This is a genomic window from Telmatobacter sp. DSM 110680, assembly GCF_039994875.1.
In the GTDB taxonomy this organism is placed as follows: domain Bacteria; phylum Acidobacteriota; class Terriglobia; order Terriglobales; family Acidobacteriaceae; genus Telmatobacter.
This window is the reverse complement of sequence record NZ_CP121196.1, coordinates 571,497-595,634: the sequence shown is the minus strand read 5'-3', so window position 1 is coordinate 595,634 and position 24,138 is coordinate 571,497. Positions and strand designations below refer to the sequence as shown.

Annotated in this window: 15 protein-coding genes; 5 read left to right on the top strand and 10 right to left on the bottom strand. The window is 56.5% G+C overall.

What is annotated here, in order from left to right; all coding sequences use genetic code 11:
• The first annotated feature begins 6 nt into the window (after nt 1–6).
• Genes P8935_RS02380 through P8935_RS02370 form a run of 3 tightly spaced genes read left to right on the top strand, consistent with a single transcriptional unit; the run spans nt 7 to nt 5,702 of the window.
• Nucleotides 7–1,074: an efflux RND transporter periplasmic adaptor subunit gene (locus P8935_RS02380; protein WP_348265303.1), complete on the top strand. Its 1,068-nt coding sequence runs from the start codon at nt 7–9 to the stop codon at nt 1,072–1,074.
• 3 nt (nt 1,075–1,077) lie between these two features.
• Entirely contained in the window at nt 1,078–4,290 is a 3,213-nt protein-coding gene (locus P8935_RS02375; protein ID WP_348263410.1) for an efflux RND transporter permease subunit, read from the top strand.
• Complete coding sequence (locus tag P8935_RS02370) at nt 4,287–5,702, top strand: efflux transporter outer membrane subunit (protein ID WP_348263409.1); 1,416 nt, start codon at nt 4,287–4,289, stop codon at nt 5,700–5,702. The genes P8935_RS02375 and P8935_RS02370 overlap by 4 nt, the downstream gene beginning before the upstream one ends.
• Nucleotides 5,703–5,755: 53 nt before the next feature.
• Here the strand turns inward: P8935_RS02370 and P8935_RS02365 are convergent, their stop codons facing one another.
• Nucleotides 5,756–6,643 (bottom strand): aldo/keto reductase, encoded by an 888-nt coding sequence (locus P8935_RS02365; RefSeq protein ID WP_348263408.1) that lies wholly within the window; start codon nt 6,641–6,643, stop codon nt 5,756–5,758.
• Between the two features lie 143 nt (nt 6,644–6,786).
• On the opposite strand from P8935_RS02365, the gene P8935_RS02360 reads away from it, so the two are divergent.
• Nucleotides 6,787–9,810, top strand: coding sequence for a glycosyl hydrolase family 28-related protein (locus P8935_RS02360; RefSeq protein ID WP_348263407.1), 3,024 nt, complete (start codon nt 6,787–6,789; stop codon nt 9,808–9,810).
• Between the two features lie 40 nt (nt 9,811–9,850).
• Here P8935_RS02360 and P8935_RS02355 read toward each other — a convergent pair whose 3' ends face one another.
• The 5 genes from P8935_RS02355 to P8935_RS02335 form a co-directional block, all read right to left on the bottom strand.
• A complete protein-coding gene (locus P8935_RS02355) occupies nt 9,851–12,178 on the bottom strand; it encodes an Orn/Lys/Arg decarboxylase N-terminal domain-containing protein (RefSeq protein WP_348263406.1) in 2,328 nt (775 codons plus the stop codon).
• Between the two features lie 248 nt (nt 12,179–12,426).
• Nucleotides 12,427–14,349 (bottom strand): bifunctional YncE family protein/alkaline phosphatase family protein, encoded by a 1,923-nt coding sequence (locus P8935_RS02350; RefSeq protein ID WP_348263405.1) that lies wholly within the window; start codon nt 14,347–14,349, stop codon nt 12,427–12,429.
• Between the two features lie 27 nt (nt 14,350–14,376).
• On the bottom strand, nt 14,377–15,096 hold the full coding sequence (locus tag P8935_RS02345; RefSeq protein WP_348263404.1) for a YncE family protein: 720 nt from the start codon (nt 15,094–15,096) through the stop codon (nt 14,377–14,379).
• A gap of 82 nt (nt 15,097–15,178) precedes the next feature.
• Entirely contained in the window at nt 15,179–16,210 is a 1,032-nt protein-coding gene (locus P8935_RS02340) for a hypothetical protein (protein WP_348263403.1), read from the bottom strand.
• A gap of 245 nt (nt 16,211–16,455) precedes the next feature.
• Nucleotides 16,456–19,827 (bottom strand): TonB-dependent receptor, encoded by a 3,372-nt coding sequence (locus P8935_RS02335; protein ID WP_348263402.1) that lies wholly within the window; start codon nt 19,825–19,827, stop codon nt 16,456–16,458.
• A 405-nt stretch (nt 19,828–20,232) separates the two neighbouring features.
• Here P8935_RS02335 and P8935_RS02330 point away from each other — a divergent pair, with 405 nt between their 5' ends.
• Nucleotides 20,233–21,066, top strand: coding sequence for a LytTR family DNA-binding domain-containing protein (locus P8935_RS02330; protein ID WP_348263401.1), 834 nt, complete (start codon nt 20,233–20,235; stop codon nt 21,064–21,066).
• A gap of 7 nt (nt 21,067–21,073) precedes the next feature.
• Here the strand turns inward: P8935_RS02330 and P8935_RS02325 are convergent, their stop codons facing one another.
• The 4 genes from P8935_RS02325 to P8935_RS02310 form a co-directional block, all read right to left on the bottom strand.
• A complete protein-coding gene (locus P8935_RS02325; protein ID WP_348263400.1) occupies nt 21,074–21,340 on the bottom strand; it encodes a hypothetical protein in 267 nt (88 codons plus the stop codon).
• A 70-nt stretch (nt 21,341–21,410) separates the two neighbouring features.
• Nucleotides 21,411–22,310, bottom strand: coding sequence for a carotenoid biosynthesis protein (locus P8935_RS02320; protein ID WP_348263399.1), 900 nt, complete (start codon nt 22,308–22,310; stop codon nt 21,411–21,413).
• Between the two features lie 107 nt (nt 22,311–22,417).
• A complete protein-coding gene (locus P8935_RS02315; protein ID WP_348263398.1) occupies nt 22,418–23,236 on the bottom strand; it encodes an FAD-binding oxidoreductase in 819 nt (272 codons plus the stop codon).
• Nucleotides 23,237–23,378: 142 nt separating this feature from the next.
• Nucleotides 23,379–24,131 (bottom strand): sulfite exporter TauE/SafE family protein, encoded by a 753-nt coding sequence (locus P8935_RS02310; RefSeq protein WP_348263397.1) that lies wholly within the window; start codon nt 24,129–24,131, stop codon nt 23,379–23,381.
• Between the last annotated feature and the right edge of the window lie 7 nt (nt 24,132–24,138).

Sequence of the window (24,138 nt, the reverse complement as noted above, 5' to 3'; positions counted from 1 at the left end):
CCTGCAATGAAAGTGGCAGTTGTTAAAGCTCGCCAGACCGATGTGCCGCTAACCGGCGAGTGGGTCGGCACGCTTGACGGTTACGTCAATGCACAGATCCAACCCCAGGCAAACGGGTATCTTATTCGGCAGGATTATCGCGAAGGTTCGCTGGTGAGACAGGGCGAGGTTCTTTTCGAGATCGATCCTCGTCCATTTGAAGCTGCGCTTCAACAGGCGCAGGGACAGCTTGGACAAGCGCAGGCGCAGCTTGCCCTTGCCGAGATCAATGTTAACCGCGACACTCCGCTTGCTGAGGCTCGCGCAATTGCGAAGAGCCAACTCGACAACGAAATCCAGCAGAGGGCGCAGGCAGAAGCGGCGGTGAAGACGGCAGAAGCCGCTGTGGCGACAGCGAATCTTAACCTCGGGTTCACCAAGGTTCGATCGCTGATCACGGGCGTAGCGGGACAGGCCACAACCCAGGTTGGAAATCTCGTCAGCACACAATCGGTGTTAACTTCGGTTTCGCAGCTCGATCCTATCAAGGTCTATTTTTCCATAAGCGACAGCGAATATCTCGCGCTGACGAAACGAGCCGGCGCCGGAAGTAGTGACCTGCTTCACAGTGCTTCGAAGCTCCCGCTTAGGCTGACTCTTTCGAATGGGGAAGTGTACCCGCAAATCGGCCGGGTAGTTTTTGTTGATCGACAGCTAAATTCGCAGACCGGGGCCATTCGTATCGCTGCATCTTTTCCAAACCCGGGCAATGTTCTGCGTCCAGGCCAGTTCGGCCGGGTTAGGGCCGAAACTGAAACACTTCACAACGCAGTGCTCGTTCCACAGGTGGCAGTAACTGAATTTCAAGGGCAGGAGCAGGTTTATACCGTGGCAGCCAACAACACGGTTCACGCGAACAATGTGAAACTTGGCCCGCAGTTCGGCGATAGCTGGGTTGTAGAAGGGGGCCTTGCCGGCGGATCACTCGTTGTCGTCGACAATCTACAAAAGCTTCGTGAAGGTGCACCGGTCATCGCTCAAACTTCCGAATCTCATCCCGGCACTTCGCCGTCGACACAACCGGCCGGCAGGTAACTCATGTCAAAATTCTTCATCCGGCGTCCGATCGTCGCCATTGTCATCGCAATTCTCACCGTGGTCATCGGTGTTGTTGCGATGCTTACGCTTCCTATCTCGCAGTACCCCAACATTGTTCCACCCGAAATTCTGGTCACCGCCACCTACCCTGGCGCGGATGCCAAGACCGTTAGTCAGGCGGTATCGACGCCCATCGAGCAACAGATGAACGGCGTCGACAATATGATCTATATGAACTCCGTGAGTGCAAATAACGGAGTCGTGCAGCTGTTTGTTGACTTTGATGTCAAGACGGATCCGAACATTGACCAGGTACTTGCGCAGCTTCGTGTCGATCAGGCTCAGTCGCAACTTCCCGCGCAGGTAACAACAGCGGGACTTACAGTGCAGAAAGCGCTCACTTCGCCGCTCATGCTAATTGCCATCAGCTCTCCAGGCGGCAAATTGAGCCAGGATTTTCTCACCAACTACGCCATCATCAATCTTCAAGATCAGATCGCACGGGTAAAGGGTGTTTCCCGCGTTCAGACATTTGGCGGGCAGTATGCGCTGCGCGTCTGGGTCCAGCCGGACAAGCTTGCCAAGCTGGGAGTTACTGCAACGGACGTGATCTCTGCAATTCAAACGCAGAACAACGTTAATCCGGCCGGGCAGATTGGCGGAGAGCCGATACCGCAGGGGCAGCAATTTACGTATACGGTTCGCACCCAGGGCCGACTGGTGAAGCCTGAGGAATTTGGAAATATAATCCTTCGCGCAAATCCCGATGGCTCAATTCTTCATTTGAAAGACGTAGCTCGTATCGAATTGGGAGATCAGGCTTACGGCATCTCGGGCCGTTACAATCAGGCGCCCGCGGGCGTGATGGCAATCTATCAATTGCCTGGCTCCAATGCGGTTGAAACTGCGGCGGCCGTAAACAAGCGCATCAAGGAGCTCTCGGCCACTTTTCCGCCGAGCATTGCGTACAGCGTGCCGCTTGACACCACAAAGGCTGTTACCGCCGGCATTCGGGAGATCGTGTACACTCTGCTTGAAGCCCTCGGCCTTGTCGTAATCGTCGTCTTTATTTTTCTCCAAGGCTGGCGCGCAACCTTGATTCCTTTGTTGGCGGTGCCAGTCTCTCTTATCGGCACATTCATCATTTTTCCCGCTCTGGGTTTTTCGATCAACACGCTGTCGCTATTCGGCTTGGTGCTTGCCATTGGCCTGGTGGTCGATGACGCCATCATTGTCGTTGAAGCAGTTGAACATCATATCGACGAGGGAATGGATCCGAAATCCGCAACTGAAAAGGCGATGGAAGAGGTAGGTGGTCCTGTAGTCGCTATCGCCTTAATCCTCGCAGCGGTCTTCATTCCTACAGCAGCAATTCCGGGCATCACCGGGCGCATGTATCAGCAGTTCGCCGTCACGATTGCGATTTCGGTTTTAATCTCAGCGTTCAACGCCCTCACACTTTCTCCGGCCCTCGCCTCGTTGCTTCTCAAACCTCGCGAGGAAGGCCGCAAACCTGGCATGCTGGGGAGAGGATTCGCGCTCTTCAACAAATTCTTTAAGCGAAATACCGATGCCTTTGTCGGCACTTCGCGCGTTCTCATTCACAAATCCGGTTTTGCCATGCTTGCCTTGGTTGTGGTTGGATTTGTTGCCGTGTACCTCGGCAGCAGTCTTCCCGGTGGTTTCATCCCCACTGAGGACCAGGGCTACATGTTTCTGGCGCTGCAGCTTCCCGACGGGGCCTCAGCGCAGCGCACCGATGCCGCACAACAAAGGATCACTAGCGCATTGCTGAAAACGCCCGGCATTGAAGGTGTTATCGCTGTTACTAATTTCTCGCTCCTCACACAGGTGCAAAGCACGAACGCTGGATTCTTTTTTGTCAACCTCAAGCCATGGGCGGTCCGCAAGAGCAAAGAAGAACAGCTCGAGTACATTCAGGGAAATCTGCAGAAGCAACTTGCGGGTAATCCGGATGGCATCGCTTTCGCATTCCCGCCGCCTTCCATTCCGGGTATCGGCACATCGGGCGGCGTCACAATGATCCTCGAAGACCGCTCAGGGACGGACGATCCGGCAACCCTCACAAAGAATGTGTTTACATTTCTCGGCGCGCTTTCAAAACGACCCGAGATCGCCGCGGCCATTCCGTCCTATCAGCCAGCTGTGCCGCAGCTTTACGCGGATGTGGACAAGGAAAAAGCGCTCCAGCAACAGGTCGATCTCCCGACGATCTATACAACGATGCAGACCTTCATGGGCGGCTATCTCGTGAACTACTTCAATCGATTCGGCCGTCAGTGGCAGACCTATGTTGAGGCGGAAGGCACGTCGCGAACGAATATCGCAAACATCGACCAGTTTTACGTGCGCAGCGCGAATGGAAGCCAGGTTCCGCTCAGCTCGCTTGTTAAAGTCAGCCAGATCACCGGTCCCGAGTTTATCTACCGATTCAATGAATTCAATGCGGCTCAGTTGAACATCACGGGCGCGCCCGGATACAGCTCAGGCCAGGTGCGAAAGGCACTGGAGGAAGTTTTCAAGCAGACGATGCCCCCGGGCGCAGGATTCGACTATTCCGGCATGTCATTCCAGGAACAACAGGCGGCAGAGGGGATACCGTCGTGGGCGGTCTTCGGTCTCTCGCTGATCTTCGTCTTCCTTATCCTTGCTGCGCTTTATGAAAGCTGGACTCTGCCGTTCAGTGTCCTGCTCAGTACTCCTGTAGCGATTTTGGGAGCTTATCTTGCATTGCATGCCCGGCATTTCGAGAACGACATCTTTGCGACCATCGGGCTTGTCATGCTCATTGGTCTTTCGGCGAAGAACGCGATCCTGATTGTCGAATTCGCAAAGATGAATTACGAACGTGGGGAGAGCATCTGCAACGCTGCGCTCGATGCGGCGCGTCTGCGCTTTCGGCCGATCGTGATGACGGCACTGGCCTTCATCGTTGGCTGTTTGCCCCTTTGGACTGCAAGTGGTTCGGGAGCCGCCTCTCGCCAGATTCTTGGTACTGTCGTCGTCGGAGGCATGGCGCTCTCGACCATCCTGGGGCTGGTGTTCATTCCCGTCACCTTCGCTGTGGTGGAATTTGTTTCGCATCGCTTTGTAAGAGGTGGCAAGGGAACCACAATGGACTCCATGTGCGGTCCTAACGTCTCAACCGCGCCAATCGGGGCAGAGCCGGGTACAGAAGGAGGGCAGGCATGACGATCACTTCAAGTTTGGCGAGGCTGAGCCTGCTTGCCGCTGCAGTCGGACTGATTGGTGGTTGTAAAGTTGGTCCGAAGTATGCGCGGCCGAATGTCACAGCGCCGCCCGTCTATCGCGGCGCTGATAATGCCGCGGTGGGGGGCGATACCAAGGGATCATTTGGAGATGAGCAGTGGGCTGCAGTTTATCGCGAGCCTGAACTGCAGGACCTGATCCGTAAGGCTCTTGCCAACAACTACGACGTGCGTATTGCCGCCAAGCGAATCCTCGAGCAACAGGCCCAGGTCAAGATTACGCGCTCGCAGGAATTCCCGAGCTTTACTGTTGGTGGAACCGGGATCGGCGCAACGTTGCCATCTTCTCTGGGTACTCAATTTCCAAGTCCCCTGGTGAACGGATCACTCAATGTGTCGGCCGCATGGACTCCGGATTTCTGGGGACTCTATCGAAAACAGACTGAGGCTGCCCGCGCGCAATTGTTGGCGCAGGTGTGGGCACAGCGTGCCGTCCAGTTGACATTAGTGCAGCAGGTGGCAACTGCTTATTTGCAGATCCGTGCGCTCGATGCGCAACTTGAGATCACCAAAGAAACACTAAAAGCCCGACAGGATTCCGTCGACCTAACCAGGACTCTGGAAGGTGGCGGATCGGTTCCTCTGTCCGATGTCCGCCAGGCCGAGCAACTACTTTACGCTGCGACTTCAGAGATTCCTCAACTCGAAGAGCAGATTCAGCGACAAGAAAACACGATTGCATTCCTGATCGGTGAAAACCCTGGCCCTATCGCTCACTCTGATCCGAATGCCCTCGCTCCACCACCGCAAGACTTGCCCACGGACTTGCCTTCGCGGTTGCTTGAGCGGCGACCGGATATCCAGCAGGCAGAAGCGACGCTTATCTCGGCGAACGCGCAAATTGGGGTCGCGCGAGCGCAGTTCTTCCCGAACCTGTCAATCAGCGCGTCGGGTGGCGTCGGTGGTGACAGCCTTTCCACTATTTTTGATCCAGCCGGGAAGACAATCTACGGCATTGGTTCTCTGACGCAGCCGCTCTTTGAGGGTGGAAAGCTTCGCGGTCAGCTTCAGCTATCAAAGGAAACCAAAGACGAGATGGTCCTCAACTATGAGAAGACGATTTCCGCTGCGTTTCGAGATGTATCCAACGCTCTGATCGCTCTTAACAAGCAGCGGGCATATCGTGAGCAACAGGAAAAGCTCGTCGCGGCTGCGAAAGATTCGACGCGGCTTGCTCGTATCCGGTACCAGGGCGGCTCAACCGGATATCTTGAAGTCCTGACGACCGATTCAAATCTTTTTGCGGCACAACTCAACCTCGTCAGCGCGCAACAGAGCGAAGCACTTGCCCTCGTTCAACTCTACAGCGCGCTTGGTGGCGGCTGGCAATCCTGATTGTGTGATCGACTTACGCTGGAGAGGTCGCTCGCCGGTACTGTTTCATTGAACTACGCAAGTGCCAGGTTCATGTTGCTGATGGCTTCATCAATCTCTTGTGTGCTCTTGAAGCCAATCGTTGCGCTGTCCACTCCTGCATTCTGGAATGCAAACCTCATCGCCTTCACACGGTCGTCATGACTGTGCTCGAACTGGCCGCCGCCGCACAGCTTCATGCCGATAACACCCAGTCCTTCCTTCTTTAACTGGTGGATGTGGTCGACCACTTCGCTTACGTTGTCGGGGTGGTTGGTGTCCTCGTAGGTTGGCCCGTCCATGCGCGCGCCATTGTGGTTGATGCGGATCAGTCCGACGTCGAGCCAATTAGTACCCGGCATCTGGCGCAGCGCAGGCAACCCGTGCACAGAGGCGCCATGGGTGCGGATGATCTTTCTCTGCTGCGCAGCAAGAATTCCATCCTGCCAGCGTTTCGTGGTCTCCGGCCAGTCAGCCGTGTGTTGCCAGTGAAGCAACATGATGTCGAAGTACTCTGTCTTCGAGGTGTTCCGCAACTCGTCAAACTTGGCTTGGGGATCGATTCCTTCGTGGAACGTGGTCACCTTGCTCATCAGCTGATAGCTATCACGCGGCAAGCCTTTTAGCGCTTCGCCGAGCATTGCCGGTGTCTGATAAGCCTCGGCCGTCTCGAAGAAGCGGATGCCGTGGTCGTAAGCATAGCGCACCAGACTGGTGAATTCCTTCTGGCCCAGCGCTGCCTGCACTGCACCGCCATCTGTCCCGGTCCCGAAGGCCAGACGCGTTACTTCGATCTTTGACCGACCCAGCACCACGGTATCGGTCGCAGTACGCTTGGCGGCTAGGGGAAGCGTTCCTACGGTCGCCATGGCTCCAGCGGCCAGACCTGTTTTGAGGAAACTACGCCTTGTGGTTGGACTCATTTCGACCTCCGTGGCTCAAGCCGATAGGCGAGCCGGATGAGTGATATTAGCACGCGCACCGACTGCGAGATAAGGTTCGCGTAACAGTTCCGGTATGCTGGATTCCGCAGTTCGGCGTAAGACCTGACCCGCCGGGGAGTCCCATGAAGAAAGCTGTTCTGGCCGCTGTCACGCTCTGTTTTTGTCCGGCGGCTTTCGCCGCATCTATTATCACTACCCGTCTGGAAGATCCCAAGGCCATTTATGTGGATGCCCCTGCGACGAAAGCGGACAACTCCGCTACGCTGCAGGCAGCCATCGACAAGGCATCGGGCACAGCACGAGAAGGCATTGTGTTTATCCCCGCAGGCCGTTACACCATCACGCGAACGGTCTATCTGTGGCCGGGCGTGCGCCTCATTGGTTATGGCGCGACGCGTCCGGTTTTCGTGCTTCCGCCGAATACGCCGGGCTTTCAGAAGGGCATAGGTGTGATGGTGATGTTCACGGGCCTGACGCCACACGAGCGACCGCGCGCTGGGGATCGCATTGCATTTCCTCCGCCGGGATCGGTTCCGCCGAACGACAACGTGGCCGATGCTAATCCGAACACATTCTATTCAGCGATGAGCAACATCGATATCGAGATCGGAGACGGTAATCCTGCTGCTGTTGCAGTGCGGTTCCATGTGGCGCAACACTCGTTTCTGACTCACATGGATTTTCATCTTGGATCAGGGCTGGCCGGTATATATCAGGCGGGGAACGAGGCGGAAGATCTGCATTTCTTTGGAGGGCGCTATGGAATTCTGACGGAGAAGACCTCGCCGGCCTGGCAGTTTACGCTGATTGACTCGGTCTTTGAGGGGCAACGGGAAGCAGCCATCCGCGAGCATGAAGCTGGATTGACGTTGATCCGCGATACGTTTCGCGACGTGCCAAAGGCGATCGATATCGATGAGGGCTATCCGGATCAGCTTTGGGTTAAAGATTCGCGATTCGAAAACCTCAGCGGTCCGGTGGTGACGATAAGCCTGGAGAAGAGCCCCTTGACGGAGATCGGATTCGAAAATGCAGTGCTCAGCAACGCACCGGTCTTCGCCAAACTGCGCGAGAGTGAAAAGACGATCGCCGGAAAGGGCGCGGTTTACGTAGTGAAGAACTTCACTTACGGGTTGATCGTTCCGGGCGAAGGGCGAATGGGCTCCATCGGGATGAAGTACGAGGCTGCATCGCTCTCTTCGTTACCCGCACCGCTTCCGTCCGCGATTCCACCGCTACCGCCGAGCAGTGAATGGGTGAATGTACATACGTTGGGAGTGAAGGGCGATGGAACATCGGATGACACTGCCGCATTGCAGCAAGCCATTAATGCGCATCGCGTGCTTTATCTTCCGGGTGGACATTACGTGGTGCGGGACACGCTTACGCTCAAGCCCGACACGGTGCTGATTGCGCTACATCCCACGCTCACGCAGATTGACCTGCTGGATGAGACTCCGGGATATCAGGGAGTGGGCGCTCCGAAGGCCGTGCTTCTTGCTCCTCCAGGAGGAAAGAACATCATCAGCGGAATCGGTGTGTTCGCAGGCGGCATTAATCCGCGTGCGGTAGCGGTACTGTGGAAGGCGGGCGAGCGTTCGCTGATCGATGACGTGCGCTTTCTTGGAGGTCATGGCAGCGGGACCAACCCTTATAACAACAACCATACCGCTGATTCCGATCTTCGCAGGCGGTGGGATGGACAATATCCGAGCTTGTGGGTTGCCGATGGAGGCGGAGGAACATTCGCAGACATCTGGACCCCAAATACGTTTGCGCAATCAGGCTTTCTGGTATCGAACACCAAGACGCCCGGGCATGTGTACGAGTTGTCGAATGAGCATCACGTTCGCAGCGAGATCAAGTTCGATCACGTGGAGAACTGGGACATCAACGCGCCGCAGACCGAAGAGGAGGCAGGCGAAAGCCCCGAAGCGCTTTCGCTGGAGATTGATGACTGCCGCAATCTCACCATTGCGAACTATCACGGGTATCGTGTAACGCGTTCGCGGGCGCCTTTCACGGCGGCCGTGCGCATCTATCGATCGTCGGATATTCACTTCCGCAATGTGCATGTGAACGCGGAGAGCGGGTATGGTATTTGTGACGCGAATGGATGCGGCACATTCCTGCGCTTGAGCAAGTTCCCTTATGAGAACGCCATCGAGGATATGACGCATCATCTCGAGGTGCGTGAACGCGAGTTCGCGGCGCTTGACATTCCAGCTGATCCGCAGCGGCCAACGCAGAGTGATGCATCTACGGTGCTGGAGAAGCGAACGACAGTAAAGAAGTTGGAGGATGGTTTCTTCTCGATTTCAGGCGCAGCCGTGGATGCCGCGGGCAAACTCTATTTCGCGGATCACCACAACCAACGCATCTATGGCTGGTCTGAGGCGGAAGGTCTCACGGTCGAACGCGACAATCCACTCGACCCTGTGAATCTCGCGTTTGACAAGTCGGGCAACATGCTCGTGGTTTCGTCCGCGGGCCCCGAGAGCACGATGTACACGTTCAAGCCGGGAAGTTTGGCGGAAGAACTGACCGTGCTGACGCCGCAGCCAGTGCAGCCTCACGACAAAGCCGCCGTGATTCTTCCTGTGAACTGGTGGAACAATGGGGAATTCAAAGACCAGTTGAACCTGGACACGATGCACTTTACAACGCTGGCGGAGATGTTCGCGGCGGATGCAAGCACGCCGAAGACGCGCGAATATGTCTCTGAGGACGGCAGCGTGTTTCTACCGGCGGGCCGGGTGTTTCAGCAGGGCCCGGCGAATGACACATCGGGCTGGCGATTCAGCGACAACCTCGATACTTACGGGCTTCTGGTCGCAAAGCCGGGAGAGCGGGTGTACGTCAGCAGCGAATCGGAGGACATTACGTACAGCGCGACTGTCAAAGCGGACGGAACACTCGCGGAGTTGAAGCCGTTTGCGCAACGAGGAGGCGAGAGCGTGGCGATTGATGCGCGCGGCAACGTGTACGTGGCCAACGGGCAAATCTTCGTCTACGCGCAGGACGGGCATCAGGTTGCCGAAATCGATGTGCCGGAGCGTCCTTTGCAACTGATCTTCGGTGGTTCGGATCACCGAACGCTCTTCATTCTTGCGCATCACGCATTATTCGCGACGCAGGTGCGCTGACGATGAGGCGGGTGTGAGCGCGACACCATCACGAATCGGATCAATTTCTCGTCATTGCCGGATCTTCGATAACCGCTCGCATCCAGTAGTTACCGTCGCCATCGACTTCAATGCCGTGGACCTCGCGCTCGAAGCCGGGGAAGCGCTTACCAAATTGCTCCATGGCCAGGATGAGTTTGATGACCGGTGAGTCAGGGCCACCCAGTCTCTCGCCGGGCATCGACATGGGGATGCCGGGAGGATAAGGGACAAGCATGTACGCGGCGATTCGGCCAGCCATCTTCCCGAAGGGGATGCGCTCGGTCTCGTGACGAACGAGCTTTTGGTAGGTCTGCGCGGGCGTGAGAATTGGATCGAAGTCCTCGTCGCAGGCAGCATTGACAAGCCCCGCGAGATCCAGGTCAATCATTGCTTTATGCATTTCGTCAGAGAGGTCTTTCAACGAAACATTGCGATAGCGGTGAGGAAAGCGTTGGACTAACTCCGGCAAAACCTCTTCGAGCGACGCTTCCGAGTCGTAGAGACGCTTGAACTCAAAGAGGTTTTCAAGCAGGCTGCCCCATTTGCCCTTCGAGGTTCCCACGGAGAACAGCACCAGAACTGTATAGTCGCCGGTGCGCGCGATCTCGACGCGGCGTGAGTCAAGAAACTCAGTGAGGATGGCTGCGGGGATGCCCCACTGCGACATTACTCCCTGCGCGTTGACTCCCGGCGTCAGGATCGTCACCTTGGTGGGATCGAGCATGCAGTAGTCATCCGGCGAGTCTTCGTCCTGGTAGCCATGCCACTCTTCCCCATGCTTGAGGGTCCAGCAACTTGGTTCGGTGGCCAGAAGCTCGTCTTCCGCCTCTTCAAACAGGATGCGTTCACCGGTTGCCGGATCGGTAACTCGTTCGGGCTGGTAGATGCTGAAGAACCAAGCTTCGCCGTTGTCGGCTGCGATGCGCAGGCGATGGGCAATAGAGCTCATGGCCTGGCGGAAGCTGATCGCGTCAGCGAGCGTTTCGTCCATCAGCGTTGGACCTGCGGGCTCGTCCATCATGGCTGCGGCGACGTCGAGCGAAGCTATCAGCGGATAGAAGGGTGACGTCGTGCCGTGCATCATGAAAGCTTCGTTGAACTGGTCAAAATCGAGCGGCGCACGGTCAGAGAGCTTGACGTGGATCATCGAGCCCATGGAGAACGCGGCCAGCATTTTGTGCGTGGATTGCACGGAGAAGATAGCTGGGCGGTCCTTCATATCCTCGGGCACACCCATCGCATAACGTCCCCGGTAGAGAGGATGGAATTTGGCATACGCATACCATGCCTCGTCGAAGTGAACGCGCGGAATCGAGCACGCGAGTTGTTCGACGACCTGGTTCACGTTGTAGCAGAGACCATCATACGTTGAGTTCGTAACTACGGCGTAGGTGGGTTGTTGCGAGCGGGCACCTGCTGAGAATGGGCTGCGGGCAATGAGTTCCCGCACGGATTCGGGTGAGAACCGCTTCAGGGGAACGAGGCCGATCATCCCGTATCCATTGCGGGTTGGTTTGAAATATACCGGGCGGGCGCCCGTGACGGTGAGCGAATGGCAGATCGATTTGTGGCAATTGGCGTCCGCGAGAACGATGTCGTCCTGTGCGATGACTCCATGGCCAACAATCTGATTGGATGTGCTGGAACCGCCCAGAACATAGAAGGTCCAATCGGCGCCGAAGATGCGGGCCGCATTGCGTTCGGACTCTCCGGGAGGTCCGATGTGGTCGAGCCACGAGCCGAGCGGCGCGGAGGAAATACCGAGGTCGGAACGGAGAAGGTTTTCACCAAAGAAGCGGTGAAATTCCTGACCTACGGGGTGTTTGAGAAAGGCAACGCCGCCCATATGCCCGGGAGCATCCCAAGAATAGGCGGACTGATCGTTGTAGCGAAGCAGTTCGCGAAAGTAAGGCGGTAAAAGTTGATCGTGATAGCGTTCGATGGCGGTATCGAGTCGCGAAGAAATGAATGCAGGAGTGTCGCCGAAGAGGTGGATGTACTCGTGGACTTGCTTGATCACTTCCAAAGGCAATTCGGAAACCAGAGTACGATCGGCGATCAGGAAGATGGGGACCTTCTTGTTGCGGTGACGCACTCCACGAATGATGTCGAGCGCGGCACGTTCTTCGAATTGCGAATCGCCTTCCAAGTCCCAATCGAGAAGGACGGCAGAGTAGCTGGGATCGGAAGTAACGAGCGAAAGACCATCTTCCGGCGAGGTGGTGCGAACGACGGTATACCCCTCGTCGCCGATGGCGTCGACGAGACGCTCCATGGCACGGTCAGAGACCGAGTCCGTTCGTCCAACCTCACTGGCAATCAACAACACCCAACGCTTTTCGCTCATCTAGTCTCCGCCCCCAATTCAGTATCCTACGGCCTTTTAGCGACTCGCGTGCGGCACAATCCCGCGCTATGCGACTTTGGTTTCAAATACGTTGATGCGCAGAGCAAAGACTCTGTGCGAAGGGTGGGCAGAAAGGAATTTCTACACGCTCACGGTTGGCATCCGCTTTTCATCATGCTGTAACATGCGCAGGCAGAATCGGAAGGTTCAGGCGCATCTGGATTAGCTGACGTGAGCGATGAAACTCCCTAGTCATCATTCGGTCTGCGCAGGTTGCCGGCTTCCTTCTTGAGTTGCTTCCGAATTTCATCTGCGTCATCGACATCCAGAAGTGCCGCAGACTCCTTTTTTGATTTCGGTTTGGCAAACCGCGCTCTTGCGGGGATGAAAACTCGGGGGTCGGCGGCGCGTGTCGCATAAGGCTCGAGATGCGGTTGAGCATCGAAGATACCAGTGATCTCTGCGGCCAGTGCATCTTCAAGATTGAGCGGGCCAAGCCCAAGCAATTCGTCGATGGTTCGCGTGATCGATCCCATGCTCGCGTGTCCATGTGAGACCATGCCTGGCTTGACCCACGGACTGGCTACAAGGAGAATGCTGCGATGCGCGTCCACATGGTCCACGCCACTTTGCGCGTCGTCCTCCGTCACAAAGACCGCTGAATCTTTCCAGATAGAGGTTCTCGAAAGGAAGGCGACGATACGTCCCAGGGCAAGATCGTTATCGGCTACATAGGAAGCGCGAAAAGGATAGCCGTCGCCTGGCCGCGGGTCCGCGGTGTGATCATTGGGCAGACGGATTACGATCAACGCCGGGACCTTACCCGCCGCCAGCTTCAACCGGAAATCGCGCTCGAATTCCCGCACGCGGAATTGGTCGGGAATCCCGAGGTTGAAGGTTGGAAAGCGTCGGTCGCTTGCTTCAAAGACCGGCTTGGGCAACGGAGCATTGAGAAGCAGCCTCTGTCCCTCAGGCTGCGCACCAGGCATCTCAACGTTTCCTTCAATCTCCAGTCCTTCGCCATAATTCAATATTCCCTGGCCATTGGCTGCAACGTGTTCCCACAAGGATCCAAACTGCGGTTCATCCTCGGGCATCGGCGCATCCGCACCACCGAACAATGCGCGCCGTCCCGGTTGCTCCGCCGTTGGAGAACTCTGCCTACGACCGCCATAACTCGAAGTCCACGCGGTATTGAAGAACGGCGTCGGTTGGATTCCAACCATCCAACGATGCCCGTCGGCGGAAACATCCGAGTCAACATAGAAGTTGTCGCTGATCGCAAACCTAGCGGCCAGCGCATGCAGATTAGGTGTGACTTTCAGATGCTTCGCCTGTTTCTTCTCCTCGGTCCAACCATCCATCCCATAGCGTGCAAGAGAGGCGTCACCGTTGGCGCCTGGAACGTCTCCAAGGACTTCGTCGTATGTCCGATTTTCGCGAATGATTAGAAAGCAGTGTTTCAGTCGAGGCAGGGGAGTGGAATTGGCGATCGCCGCGGAATTGGCCGACACCACTATCTGCGTCAGTGCGTCAGCGGGCGGCAGACCAGGGAACGATATAGCGCTCAGGCTTCCCAACTCTAGCGAGCCGATGTATGTGGGGGCCGCAGGATCACGTTCTCTGCCCGCGTTGGGACCAGATCCCTTTCCCTTGCTGTTGATCACATAGAGAGTGCTGCCACTGGAAGAGAGAGCAACTGCGGTTGGATTCCAACCCACAGGAATGTGTTCCAGAACTTGAAGCGTATCTGTATCGAGCACGGCCACTGCGTTTATTCCTGATTCCGCCACATAGAGGCGGCCACCGCCAACTGCAACTCCGCTTGGCATCACGCCTCGTAGAGGCCGCCCCGCAGGATCCCGAAAAATGCTGCCTGCGAATGGCGAGAGTTCAGCTTGCGCCAGAAGCCGCGTCCCGTCCGGACTGACTTTTGCGATTGCATCGCTATGGGCCAATGAAACAAAGACCGCGTCTTTGCTTGCAACAACGCCGGTGGGTGCGGCGCCGCCAACGGTCTCTCCTGGACTGTCGGTAATCGGTGTGCCCAGGCGCAACTTCGCAGTCAGGGTGATGTGCTCTCGATCAAAAACGCTATACGTCCATAGCGAGCTGCCACGATCTGAATTCTCGTCACCCAGGCCCGGAATCGTCTTGCCTTCTGCGATCACACCCTCTCTCGCCTCTTTCGAGGGGTATCAAAATGGTGGAAAGTGCAAGCCGGTTTTCAGGGGGTTCTTCTCGCTTGCGCCCCGAATAGTGGAGTACTCAAAGAGGCCACTATTTGTGACGTAAAGCCTGTCTCCGTCCGGAGACAGCGCGAGACCGAATGGGTAACTGCCGGTCGAGACGGAACCAATTTTCTGCCACGTTGTGGCGTCGATGATCACGATGCGCCAGTTTCCCTGGTCCAGCGCGTAGAGTGTTTTGCCATCAGCCGAAACCACTAGCGTCGCTGCGAAACTATCGCCAAAGTCCGTTTCGCCTACGGAGCCGTCTAGCGAGACTTCGCCCGCAGCATTCCAATCGCTCGTCCGATAAGCGCGAATCTTTCCAGAATCGCCGGTGGCGACATAGAGCAGATTACCGTCAGGCGAATAAGACAGGCCGGCATGCACTTCGATCGATGGATCATTTTCATGTCCAGTCGGGAACCGACGAACCTTGGGATTTGAGGTTTGTGGTTCGTCGATTACATTCAGAGCAAACGGAAATCCTATCGAAGGTACTGCAATCTCTGCATAGTCAGGGCGAACGGCCAAAGCAAACGGATAGGGAGCGAGCGGAATCCAGTTTCCTTCGGGATGAATCTCGCGGCCGTTCGGCAAGACCGCCGTTACCGGAGCCTGGGCGTGCAGTCCGGTCAAAATTGCCCATCCAATTGCGAATGAGAAGACCTTCGCTAAAACACGGATCATGAGTTTCAGTATGCACGGCGTCGGTGCCCGCCTCAATCCCGCAGCTCTGAGGTGGATTGACTGCCGCCCCGGATCAACGTAGCTAAAGGCCACTCTCTCGATGCAATTGAAGAGAGTTCTTAAACGCACTATTGTGCGAGGCGCCAAGAAACTTCGCCAGCAATTCATATTGATCGCTGGCGACGTAATCGACACCAGCCTTTTGAGCGGCGCGCCAGCGCATCTCGGCGGCAGCCAGCGAACCAAAGTTATAGCTGCGGAACCAACCATTGCAGCTTTCTTCCTTTTCGGTTGCGCCGTCGAGAGTGTAGAAGCGGATCCAGAGTCCATGGGAATGGGCGTGTTGCACCAAAAAACGCAGGCGCTCATCGTCAGCAGAGATCCATTCCCGTGCGTGCTGCTGGCCTCCGCTTTCCACCACACTCCACGGATTGTTCCACCACCGCCGATAGTTGGTTGCGGGTGACGGTTCAAGCAGTTCGGGTGGAGCCATCGGCTGTTTTGTGTTGGTATGAACGGCGCCAAAAACGAGTAGCCGGTCGCCTTCGGGAACGTCATCAAAGAAGACCTTCTGCTGCGCGTCTGACTCGCCGGTAAGAACGAGAATAGGTCGTACAGTAAGAGGTTGTGCTGCATTTGGATCGGATGTTTTCGGCGCGGTAGAGAGCCAGTTCTGGTACTTCGTCAACAGCGCCCAGACGGCCTGAAGGTGCTCGGGTTCCTCAGTTTTGAAGTCGAGATTCAGCGTGATGAGGGGCCAGTTGCCGTGATTGCCTTCTTTCAGAGCGCGTTCAACGATGGGGCGAACACGATCAAAGAAGTAGTGCTCCATGGTAGGTTCATGGCCACTGATAGGAGCGCCGTGGGCAACGATGGACCAGGATTTTCCAGTCCTTGCATCGGTATACCAGAAGAGATCCTGCTCGATCGCTAACGGTGTTCCTGCGGAGAGCGCACGGTCGATGCGGTCGTACCACCATTCGTAGTACGGATAGCAATTGTGCGCATCCATGACTGTGCGGCTTCCGGGAATTGACTGGTTGCCGGCCACGTGCTGCGCAATGACTGTGGCCGCGCTGCACGCGAATAGAACCATGTATAGGGCACGACGCATAATGTTCCTTTCTTAATGAGTTTTTCCAGACTCGTAGCCGAAATAGATTGGAATTGCCGAGGAGGAGCAGACGATCGTTTGAGTCTCGAGCCTCTACGCGCACAAAATGACGGCCACGATCCGGGTGCCATTGGGTGCGAACGGTCTGGTCGGCGCCGTCGCCATTGTGTGGGCATGAATAAGGTCTCGAGATTTTCTCCTGAAGCCGAACGACGAGCGGGCCCGGCTTCAGGAGCAGGATGGTATCAGAAGGAAAGTCGTAATGCGAACTGCATTACGCGGGGGTCACCCGAGAGCGAGGTAATGCTGGCAACACCGCCGCTAGTGATGTTGCCGTTGGGCTGGCCAAACTCCGGCGTGTTGATCACATTGAAGACCTCCCATCGCGCTTCGACATTCCAGCTCTCACGAATCGGGAATTCGCGGAGAAGCGCGGCATCGAAGACATCGACGTGCGGTCCGCGCAGCGGGTTTCGACCGACATTGCCCACCGCACCCACCGCGGTCACGGCATATGCATCGGCTGATCCCGAGGGCGCTTTGGCTCCGCACGCGGAATCTTTGCTGGCAAAGAACCAACAGTCAGGATCACTGACAAGATGAGGTTTGCCGACCAGGTTGGGAGTGGCAGTCGTATATCCGTAGGGATCGAGGATGGAGTTGTGGTTTCCGTCATTCTCGTTTACCTGGAAGGGATGACCGCTGTAGTAGGTGTAAACACCGGAGGTCGCCCAGTTGCCGAGTATCCATGACAATGGCCCTTGTTGCAGCATGGCTTGTCCCCGGCCGAAGGGCAGAACGTAGCGGTAGTTGACGGCCACGCGATTCGGAACGTCGAAATCGCTGGGACCGTACCACGCTGCATAGTTGCGATCATCCGGCGCATCGCCAGAGTTGGATTCCAGTTCTTCGGGTGTGTTATCGAGACTGCGCGAATGGGTGAATGCCGCGTTCATCTCAAAGTTGTTTGAGAACTTGTGGGTGAGGCTGGCTTGCAGGCCGTTGTAGTTGCCAAAGCCAACGGGGGCGGTGTATTCGATCTGGCCGAAGTTGGTGTACGGCACAACGCCAGTGCTCACTCCACCAGAGATGATCGGCTGATTGTAATTCCGAATCACGTCAAGATGCGTGGACTTGGTGCCGACGTAGTCGACTTCACCCGTCCACTTCTGGCCGAGCTGCCGCTGCATGCCAAAGCTCCATTGTTGAACGTACGGCAGTGGATCATGCAGGGCCATGGCGCGAATGTGAAAGGCATTTAAGGCATTCAGATTAACTGTGCTCGGATCGAGGAAATTCGCAGGAAAACCAACCGAGGGCTTAAGTACCGGTGCGGTATTGCTGGTGAGTGTCTTGTTGATGAGGAAGGGCGGATTCAAAGCCAGTTCATCTTCGCTGCCGAAACGTTCGAAGAGGGAGTAGTAAATACCGTAGCCTCCACGGAACACTGTCTTCGCGTCGGGCGAGTATGAAATGCCGATGCGGGGACCGAAGTTCTTCTTGTTGGGGTCGACGATCGCGCGGCTCTTCAGGGAGCCACTTTTCGCAAAGACAAGGGCTCCTGCAGTCGGGTCGAAGTCGGCCATCCGATTGTTTGCTTCGAGCGGCGGAGTGGCGAAGTCATAGCGCAAGCCAAGGTTCAGGGTCAGCTTCGGCGTGACTTTCCAATCATCTTCGCCAAACGCGGACGCCATCCACAGACGCTGGTCGACGAAGAAGACGTTCGTCAGCTGGGTGCTCTGCGTATAGCCGAGCAGGCCGTCGGCATAAGACAGACCGGTTCCTGAAACGCATTTCCCAGGTGCGCTGTGCTGACAGGTGAAGACGCCGGTAAAGCCCAAGTCTCCGCGCGTGCCGGGTTCGTCCTGGAAGATGTTGCGCATCGGCAGATAGATGCTGGTGCCGAATTTCAGCGTTTGTCTGCCACGCACAATTGAGAAGGTGTCGTTGTATTGATACTGCATCGGAATCTGTCGCTTGGGAAGGAAGTCCGGCGAGCCCTCGAAAGCGAAGTTTGTGAACGATGTGAGCGGCACTCCGCCGCCGATAGCAGGATTATCGGGAATGCCGGGAACGAAGGTTCCGGCCGATTGACTTAGCGTGAAAGGCTGCTGCTGTGCGTATGAGAAGTCGCGGACCCAGCCGAAGCGAAACTCATTGATCATGTTCTGGTTGAGGATGTGCGTCCATCCCAGCACCGCGCTGTGCGATTTCAGAATCTGATTGCCCCATGCGGAGGTGGAGGTGCCATCCGCAAGTCCGCCAAGGTAACCGGGGATATCGCGGGTCCGGTTGGAGTAGTTGTAGCGTGCGAACACCGTGTCCGCAGACGAGGGAGTCCAATCCACGCGGCCGTCATAGTTGTCGTCAAAATCGGTAAGGAGCGCATTGCGAATGTAGTTGTTGACGTTGGGTGGACTGCCGGCTGTTGTGGTGTTGGGCTGCGGGAAGAGTGCCATCAGGGCCTGCACGGTGGGGTCGAGGCTGCCCGAGGGGATGGAGTTGTTGGTGAAAGCCTGACAGTTGGAACCGGAGAACGCCGGCTGACACGTCGTCGGATCGTAAATGGTAGGGTACTTCACTCCGACGGCGGCGGCTGTGGCGGGGCTGAAGTCGCCGATCCGCTCATTGGGCAGAGGTACGGTGGCCGTGCGCAGAACTCCCTGCTTGATTCGTGTGCCCTCGTAGTTGAAGAAGAAGAACAGGTGATTCCTGGCGATTGGTCCACCAAGGCTTCCGCCGAACTGATTCTGGTTATATTTTGGCTTTGCCAGCTTGTGGCGATCGGAAAAGAAATCGTTCGAGTCGAAGTAATTGTTGCGGACATATTCATAGGCCAGGCCATGAAACCTATTGGTGCCGCTGATGGTGTTCACTGAGACGATGCCGCCCGGGCTACGCCCGTATTCTGCCGAATACGGATTGCTGATGACGTTGAATTCGGCGATGGTGTCGAGGGACGGGTGAGCGGACTCAGTACTGAGTTCTTGAACGTTCTCTGAAAAAGTATTGTTATCGATGCCGTCGAGAATGAAGTTATTTTGCAGCGAATGGATTCCGTTAACGTTGAAGTCGCCCACACGGCCGGCGGAGGTGGCGCCACTCTGCTGTGTGAAGCGGCTGATCTGAACTCCGGGAACGGTACGAAGCAGATCATCCCAGTTGCGAAGGGACAGAGGTGTTTCCTTAATGGTTGTCGAGTCCACAACAGTGCTGATGGATGCATCGTCAGGCGAAAGCAGACTTGCACCTGCTGCCACTTCAACTGATTGCTGAGTAGCGCCTACCTGGAGATGGAAGTCTTCGCGCGACCTCTGTCCCACTGAGAGCGTGACATCTTCGACGAGTGAGTCAAATCCGGGTGCGCTCACCGTGACCTTGTACTGGCCAATGGGTAGATCTTGAAACGAATAGGCTCCCGCGGAATCGGTTTGCACCGTGCGTGTATAGCCGTTCGCGTCGTCCTTGGCCGTTACTGTGACATGCGGAAGCGCAGCGCCGGTCCGATCTGTTGCCAGTCCGGACAGACTGGCCGTATTGACTTGCGCGTGAAGAATTAAACCTCCAGAAGAAGCTATAAGCAGGCAGAGAATTCTCAGGAACGGGGAACGCAACATTGGAATTCCTTTCATTTTGAGGCGGGCAGACTGTCGTTGGGGATGGGCCGAAATTTCGTGAATCTCGACTCGACAATCTGCTGATATGGGAAATGTGGAATGTTATTCCCCGATGAAAGAGGCGTAAAAGGAATCCCAAAACTTGATATGAAAAACGAGTTTGTTGTCTCAAGCAGACCTTCAAGCACGCATAACGTTGGTTGGGCGCCGATCATAAAACTTCTGACGATCCGACTAGCACGAGCCAGAAAGAATGGAGGATCGACCGTCGCGACTTGCTGCTAGCGCAAGGGCAAATTGAAGGCGCCTCACAAAACAGGGCTCGAGACCGGAAGAAGCAGGGGACTTATAACCTTGGGGAGGTAAACTGAGGTTTGTGCCTCGGTGGCACGTCTGCGTTTGTGTATGACGATTTCTGCACTCATCATTGACGATGAACAACTGGCTCGCGACGAGCTTGCGTACCTGCTGGAGTCGGCGAAGGATGTTGAAGTTGTGGCGCAGGGAGCAAATGGCATCGAGGCGGTGGAGTTGATTGAAGAACATCACCCGGATTTGGTGTTTCTCGATGTGCAGATGCCGGGGCTGGATGGGTTTGCGGTGATTCAGCGGGTGATGGACCGACATCGCAAACAGAAAGACGGTAACGGATGGCACTTGCCGCAGTTTGTGTTTGCAACGGCGTATGACCAGTACGCGGTGCGGGCATTTGATGTGAATGCGGTGGATTACCTGCTGAAGCCATTTGATCGGGTCCGCGTAGATAAGGCACTGGAACGCGCGCGCGGGCGGATGACCACCGTTGGGGCGTCGGGATCAACCGGAGATTCGCCGATTGAATCGCAACTGGACGCGTTGCTCAACCTGTTGAAGAGTCCGCAGGGCGCGGGGCGCGGCACACAGCCGACAAAGCTTATTGTGCAGGCGGGGAGCCGGCTGCTGCTGGTGGACCAGACGGAGATCTGCTTTGCAGAGATCGAAGAAGGCGTGATCCGGGTGGTGACGCAGCAGTTCGAAGGACAATCGAAGTGCCGAACGATTGAGGAACTGCTTGATCAGCTGGATCCGATGGTGTTCTGGCGGGCGCATCGCAGCTTCGTGGTGAACATCAACCAGATTCGCGAAGTAGTTCCCTGGTTCAAGTCGACGTACCAGCTGCGCATGAATGACAAGAAGCAGACGGAGATTCCCGTGAGCCGGGCGCAGACGAGGCGGCTGCGGGAACTGTTCAATTTATGAAGTGAACTCAGTGGCCGTTTTGATGGCGTTGCTCGGGCGGAGCGTAGTTGGCTTCGATTTCTCCAGAAGTCACGTCGATGGCGCTGCTTTGTCGAATAAGTGAAGCAATCTGCTCGTTACTCTGACCCTGTGTGCGAAGGGCCTCGATCTCATCGCTGATCATGCCAACAAAAGCTTCAACGGGGAATCGCTCGGGTTCAAGACCCGCCGCCGCCCGAAGCGCGGACTGCGCCTGTAAAGCATCCTGAATAGAATAAGTCTTTGATTCGGCCATAAAGGCTCCTTCGGTGCGGTGGGTTTTCTTCGTGCTTAGCAACTTTTTAGATGCATGCAGCTGAAAACTTCTAAGAGTTGTTCGAGTCCACTTTCGGAATACGCAGCGATGCCGCGATCGCGAGTGATCCCATGAAAAACATTGATACGAGCGCCGAGGCGTGGAGGATGGCTGCGGTTTGCCATAGTGCGCCCGAGGGGTCGGCGACAACCTTGAAAGGTTGCGGTCGAAGTAGCTGGAGGATATTTCCGACCGCGCAGAGTGCGTAGAGGAGGACGGTGGCGCGCCAATGCGGTTGCGAGGGAGATAGGGATCCGACGGCAGAATGTTTCAGGTAGAGCGCGAAGGCGACGTAGATCAGGAAGACCGTGAGGAGCCAGCCGGCGTAGTTGGTGACAGGGACGCCGAACCAGAGTCCGCCATCGCGCCAGCACCATGCGTGGAGGAGGGTGCTCCATACGGGGTCCTGAGCCAAGTCCCAGGCAGTCATGATGACGGCGGCGAGTAACGACAGGGGGATAAGTTGGGCGCCTGCGGGCTTAGTCGTGGTAGCGCCGAGGATGAGGCGGGCTAGCGTCCATGAGACGTAAGCCATACCGATGTAGGCGATACCCAGAAGGATGGGTACGCGAAGGAACTGTGGACCCATGAGAGGGAGGAATTCGTAGTGGCCGTAAGGGAAGCCGGTGAGTACGCCGATGTTTTCGACGATGTTTCCGATGACAAGGCAGATTACGGCGAAGACGAGTATGCCGTGGAGGCGGTAGTGCTGTGCGCCGTGGATTAGGGCGAAGAGGAGAGCGGAGAAAATTTCAAGAGCGACGATGAAAGTGGACGGGGTGCTGAAGGGAAGGATCTGGAGGATGCGCGTGAACAGATAGAGGGCGAGAAGGGCGGAGAGTGAGAAGGTGATGACTAGGCTTCGTCGATTTGCGGATGAAGAGCTTGCCGAGAGGAGAGTGTCTGGCATTTTCGTCACCTGGAAAGGAGCAACTGCAGGTCCTTCGACTCCCTACGGTCGCTCAGGATGACACATTCTGTTGATTATCTTTTGAATATTCTGATAGAGGCCCGGGATCAATCGTAGCGTTCGAAGATGATTTGCTTGCGGTGCCAGCCGTAGGATGCCAGCTTTTCGCGGACGCCGGCCACCATGTTATTGAGGCCGCAGATGTAGGCATGGATATCGAACTTGAGTTCCGAGGGTAGGATATTCGGATCGGGAGGAGGCACAGGGAGCGTGAGGCCGAGGCGGGCGGCGCGTTCTTCCACGATTCGAGCGACGTGATCCTGCACGTATCCGCGAAGGCCCTTCCAGGTATCGTCGGCGCGGCTCAGCGTGGGCAGGTAGTGGAAGTTAGGCTTGCGCTCGGCAAGGGCTTCAAACTCCGCGCGGTAGTAGAGCTCGCTTTCGTGACGGGTGCCGTAGACCATCCAGATCTCTTTGCCTTCGCTGCGATCGATGCCGGCGTCTGGACCGGTTTCAGGGAAGAGCCACTGCGCAAATCCACGCATGGGGGCGATGCCGGTGCCGGTAGAGATGAAGATCGAGTCGGTGACGGGCTGCTTTAAAACGAAGTGGCCGTGAGGGCCGTGAACTTGAATAGTGCCGCCGGGGGGCAGTTCGGTGAGATCGGCGAGGTGGTTCGAAAAGAATCCCTGGGGCACGCGATTGACGCAAAGTTCGAAGTGATTGGTATTGGCGGCGGAAGCGATGGAGTAGGCGCGAGTCTGCTGCTTGCCGTTTGAATCGGTGGCTACCGCAGAGATGAATTGGCCGGAGATGAAAGGAAAGGATTTCAGTTCATCGAGAACGAAATCGAAGTGGTAACACTGGGCCGATTCAGAGATGAGCGTCTTGCTTGCCAGACGTGCCGTATGCGTTTCACGCGCCAAGGTGGGTTCTCACTTGCAAATGGAAATGGGGCATAAATAGAGCCATATGCAGTATATCGCCCGGCATCGTTGCTGACGGGTCGCAGCTTTCGCGGCACTGATTCTAAAGTTTGGGGGATGAAATGCTCTCTAGTTTCTGTATTTAGGCGAGGGCGTGCCAGCAGAGTTGGATGCCCATAACGAAGAGCCAAAGGGAGAGCGCGAGGCGCATGGTGCGGACGGGGATGCGCGAGGCGAGACCGGTTCCGACGAGTGCGCCGAGGATACCGCCGACAATGAGATTGATGAGTAATGCTGAATTGAGACCGGCGCTTTGAAGATGGAGTGTACCGCCGATGAGCGAGAGGCAGAGGCCGAAGGCCAGGTCGGTGCCGACGATGCGGCGAGCGTCGAGGGGGGTGAGACCGAGGAGGGCGAGAGTGCCGAGTGCTCCTGCGCCGGAGGAGGAAAATCCAACTTCAGCGCCGATGGGGAGCATGACGAAGGCGAGCCACTTCGGGGAGTTAGTGCGCTGCGCTGGTTCAGCGGCGGGACGGAAGTGGCGGAAGATGTGCCACGCTGACGAGACGGCGATCATGATGCCGAGGGCGAGGAAGAGCCAGAGATTGTTGGCAGAGTTGTGGGCAGCGCGCTGGAAGATGAGCGAGCCGATGGCGACGCCTGGGATTCCGGTGGCAAGGATGACGGCGAGAGTGCGCCATTCAACTTGGCGGCGCCAAATCTGAACGGGGACGACGACCAACTTGACGGCGGCGGAGTAGGCGAGTGCTGTGCCGACGGCTTCTGCTACGGGTACATGGAGAAACAGGATAAGCAAGGGCGCGATGAGCGTACCGGCGCCGACGCCGGTGATGGCGATGAGCGCTGCGATTGCGAATCCGAGGAGGAGTTCCATGGCGATC

Excerpts from the sequence above, each read along its gene's own strand:
- P8935_RS02380 (WP_348265303.1), top strand. The coding sequence starts at position 7 with ATGAAAGTGGCAGTTGTTAAAGCTCGCCAGACCGATGTGCCGCTAACC.
- P8935_RS02375 (WP_348263410.1), top strand. The coding sequence starts at position 1,078 with ATGTCAAAATTCTTCATCCGGCGTCCGATCGTCGCCATTGTCATCGCA.
- P8935_RS02370 (WP_348263409.1), top strand. The coding sequence starts at position 4,287 with ATGACGATCACTTCAAGTTTGGCGAGGCTGAGCCTGCTTGCCGCTGCA.
- P8935_RS02365 (WP_348263408.1), bottom strand. The coding sequence starts at position 6,643 with ATGAGTCCAACCACAAGGCGTAGTTTCCTCAAAACAGGTCTGGCCGCT.
- P8935_RS02360 (WP_348263407.1), top strand. The coding sequence starts at position 6,787 with ATGAAGAAAGCTGTTCTGGCCGCTGTCACGCTCTGTTTTTGTCCGGCG.
- P8935_RS02355 (WP_348263406.1), bottom strand. The coding sequence starts at position 12,178 with ATGAGCGAAAAGCGTTGGGTGTTGTTGATTGCCAGTGAGGTTGGACGA.
- P8935_RS02345 (WP_348263404.1), bottom strand. The coding sequence starts at position 15,096 with ATGATCCGTGTTTTAGCGAAGGTCTTCTCATTCGCAATTGGATGGGCA.
- P8935_RS02340 (WP_348263403.1), bottom strand. The coding sequence starts at position 16,210 with ATGCGTCGTGCCCTATACATGGTTCTATTCGCGTGCAGCGCGGCCACA.
- P8935_RS02335 (WP_348263402.1), bottom strand. The coding sequence starts at position 19,827 with ATGTTGCGTTCCCCGTTCCTGAGAATTCTCTGCCTGCTTATAGCTTCT.
- P8935_RS02330 (WP_348263401.1), top strand. The coding sequence starts at position 20,233 with ATGACGATTTCTGCACTCATCATTGACGATGAACAACTGGCTCGCGAC.
- P8935_RS02325 (WP_348263400.1), bottom strand. The coding sequence starts at position 21,340 with ATGGCCGAATCAAAGACTTATTCTATTCAGGATGCTTTACAGGCGCAG.
- P8935_RS02320 (WP_348263399.1), bottom strand. The coding sequence starts at position 22,310 with ATGCCAGACACTCTCCTCTCGGCAAGCTCTTCATCCGCAAATCGACGA.
- P8935_RS02310 (WP_348263397.1), bottom strand. The coding sequence starts at position 24,131 with ATGGAACTCCTCCTCGGATTCGCAATCGCAGCGCTCATCGCCATCACC.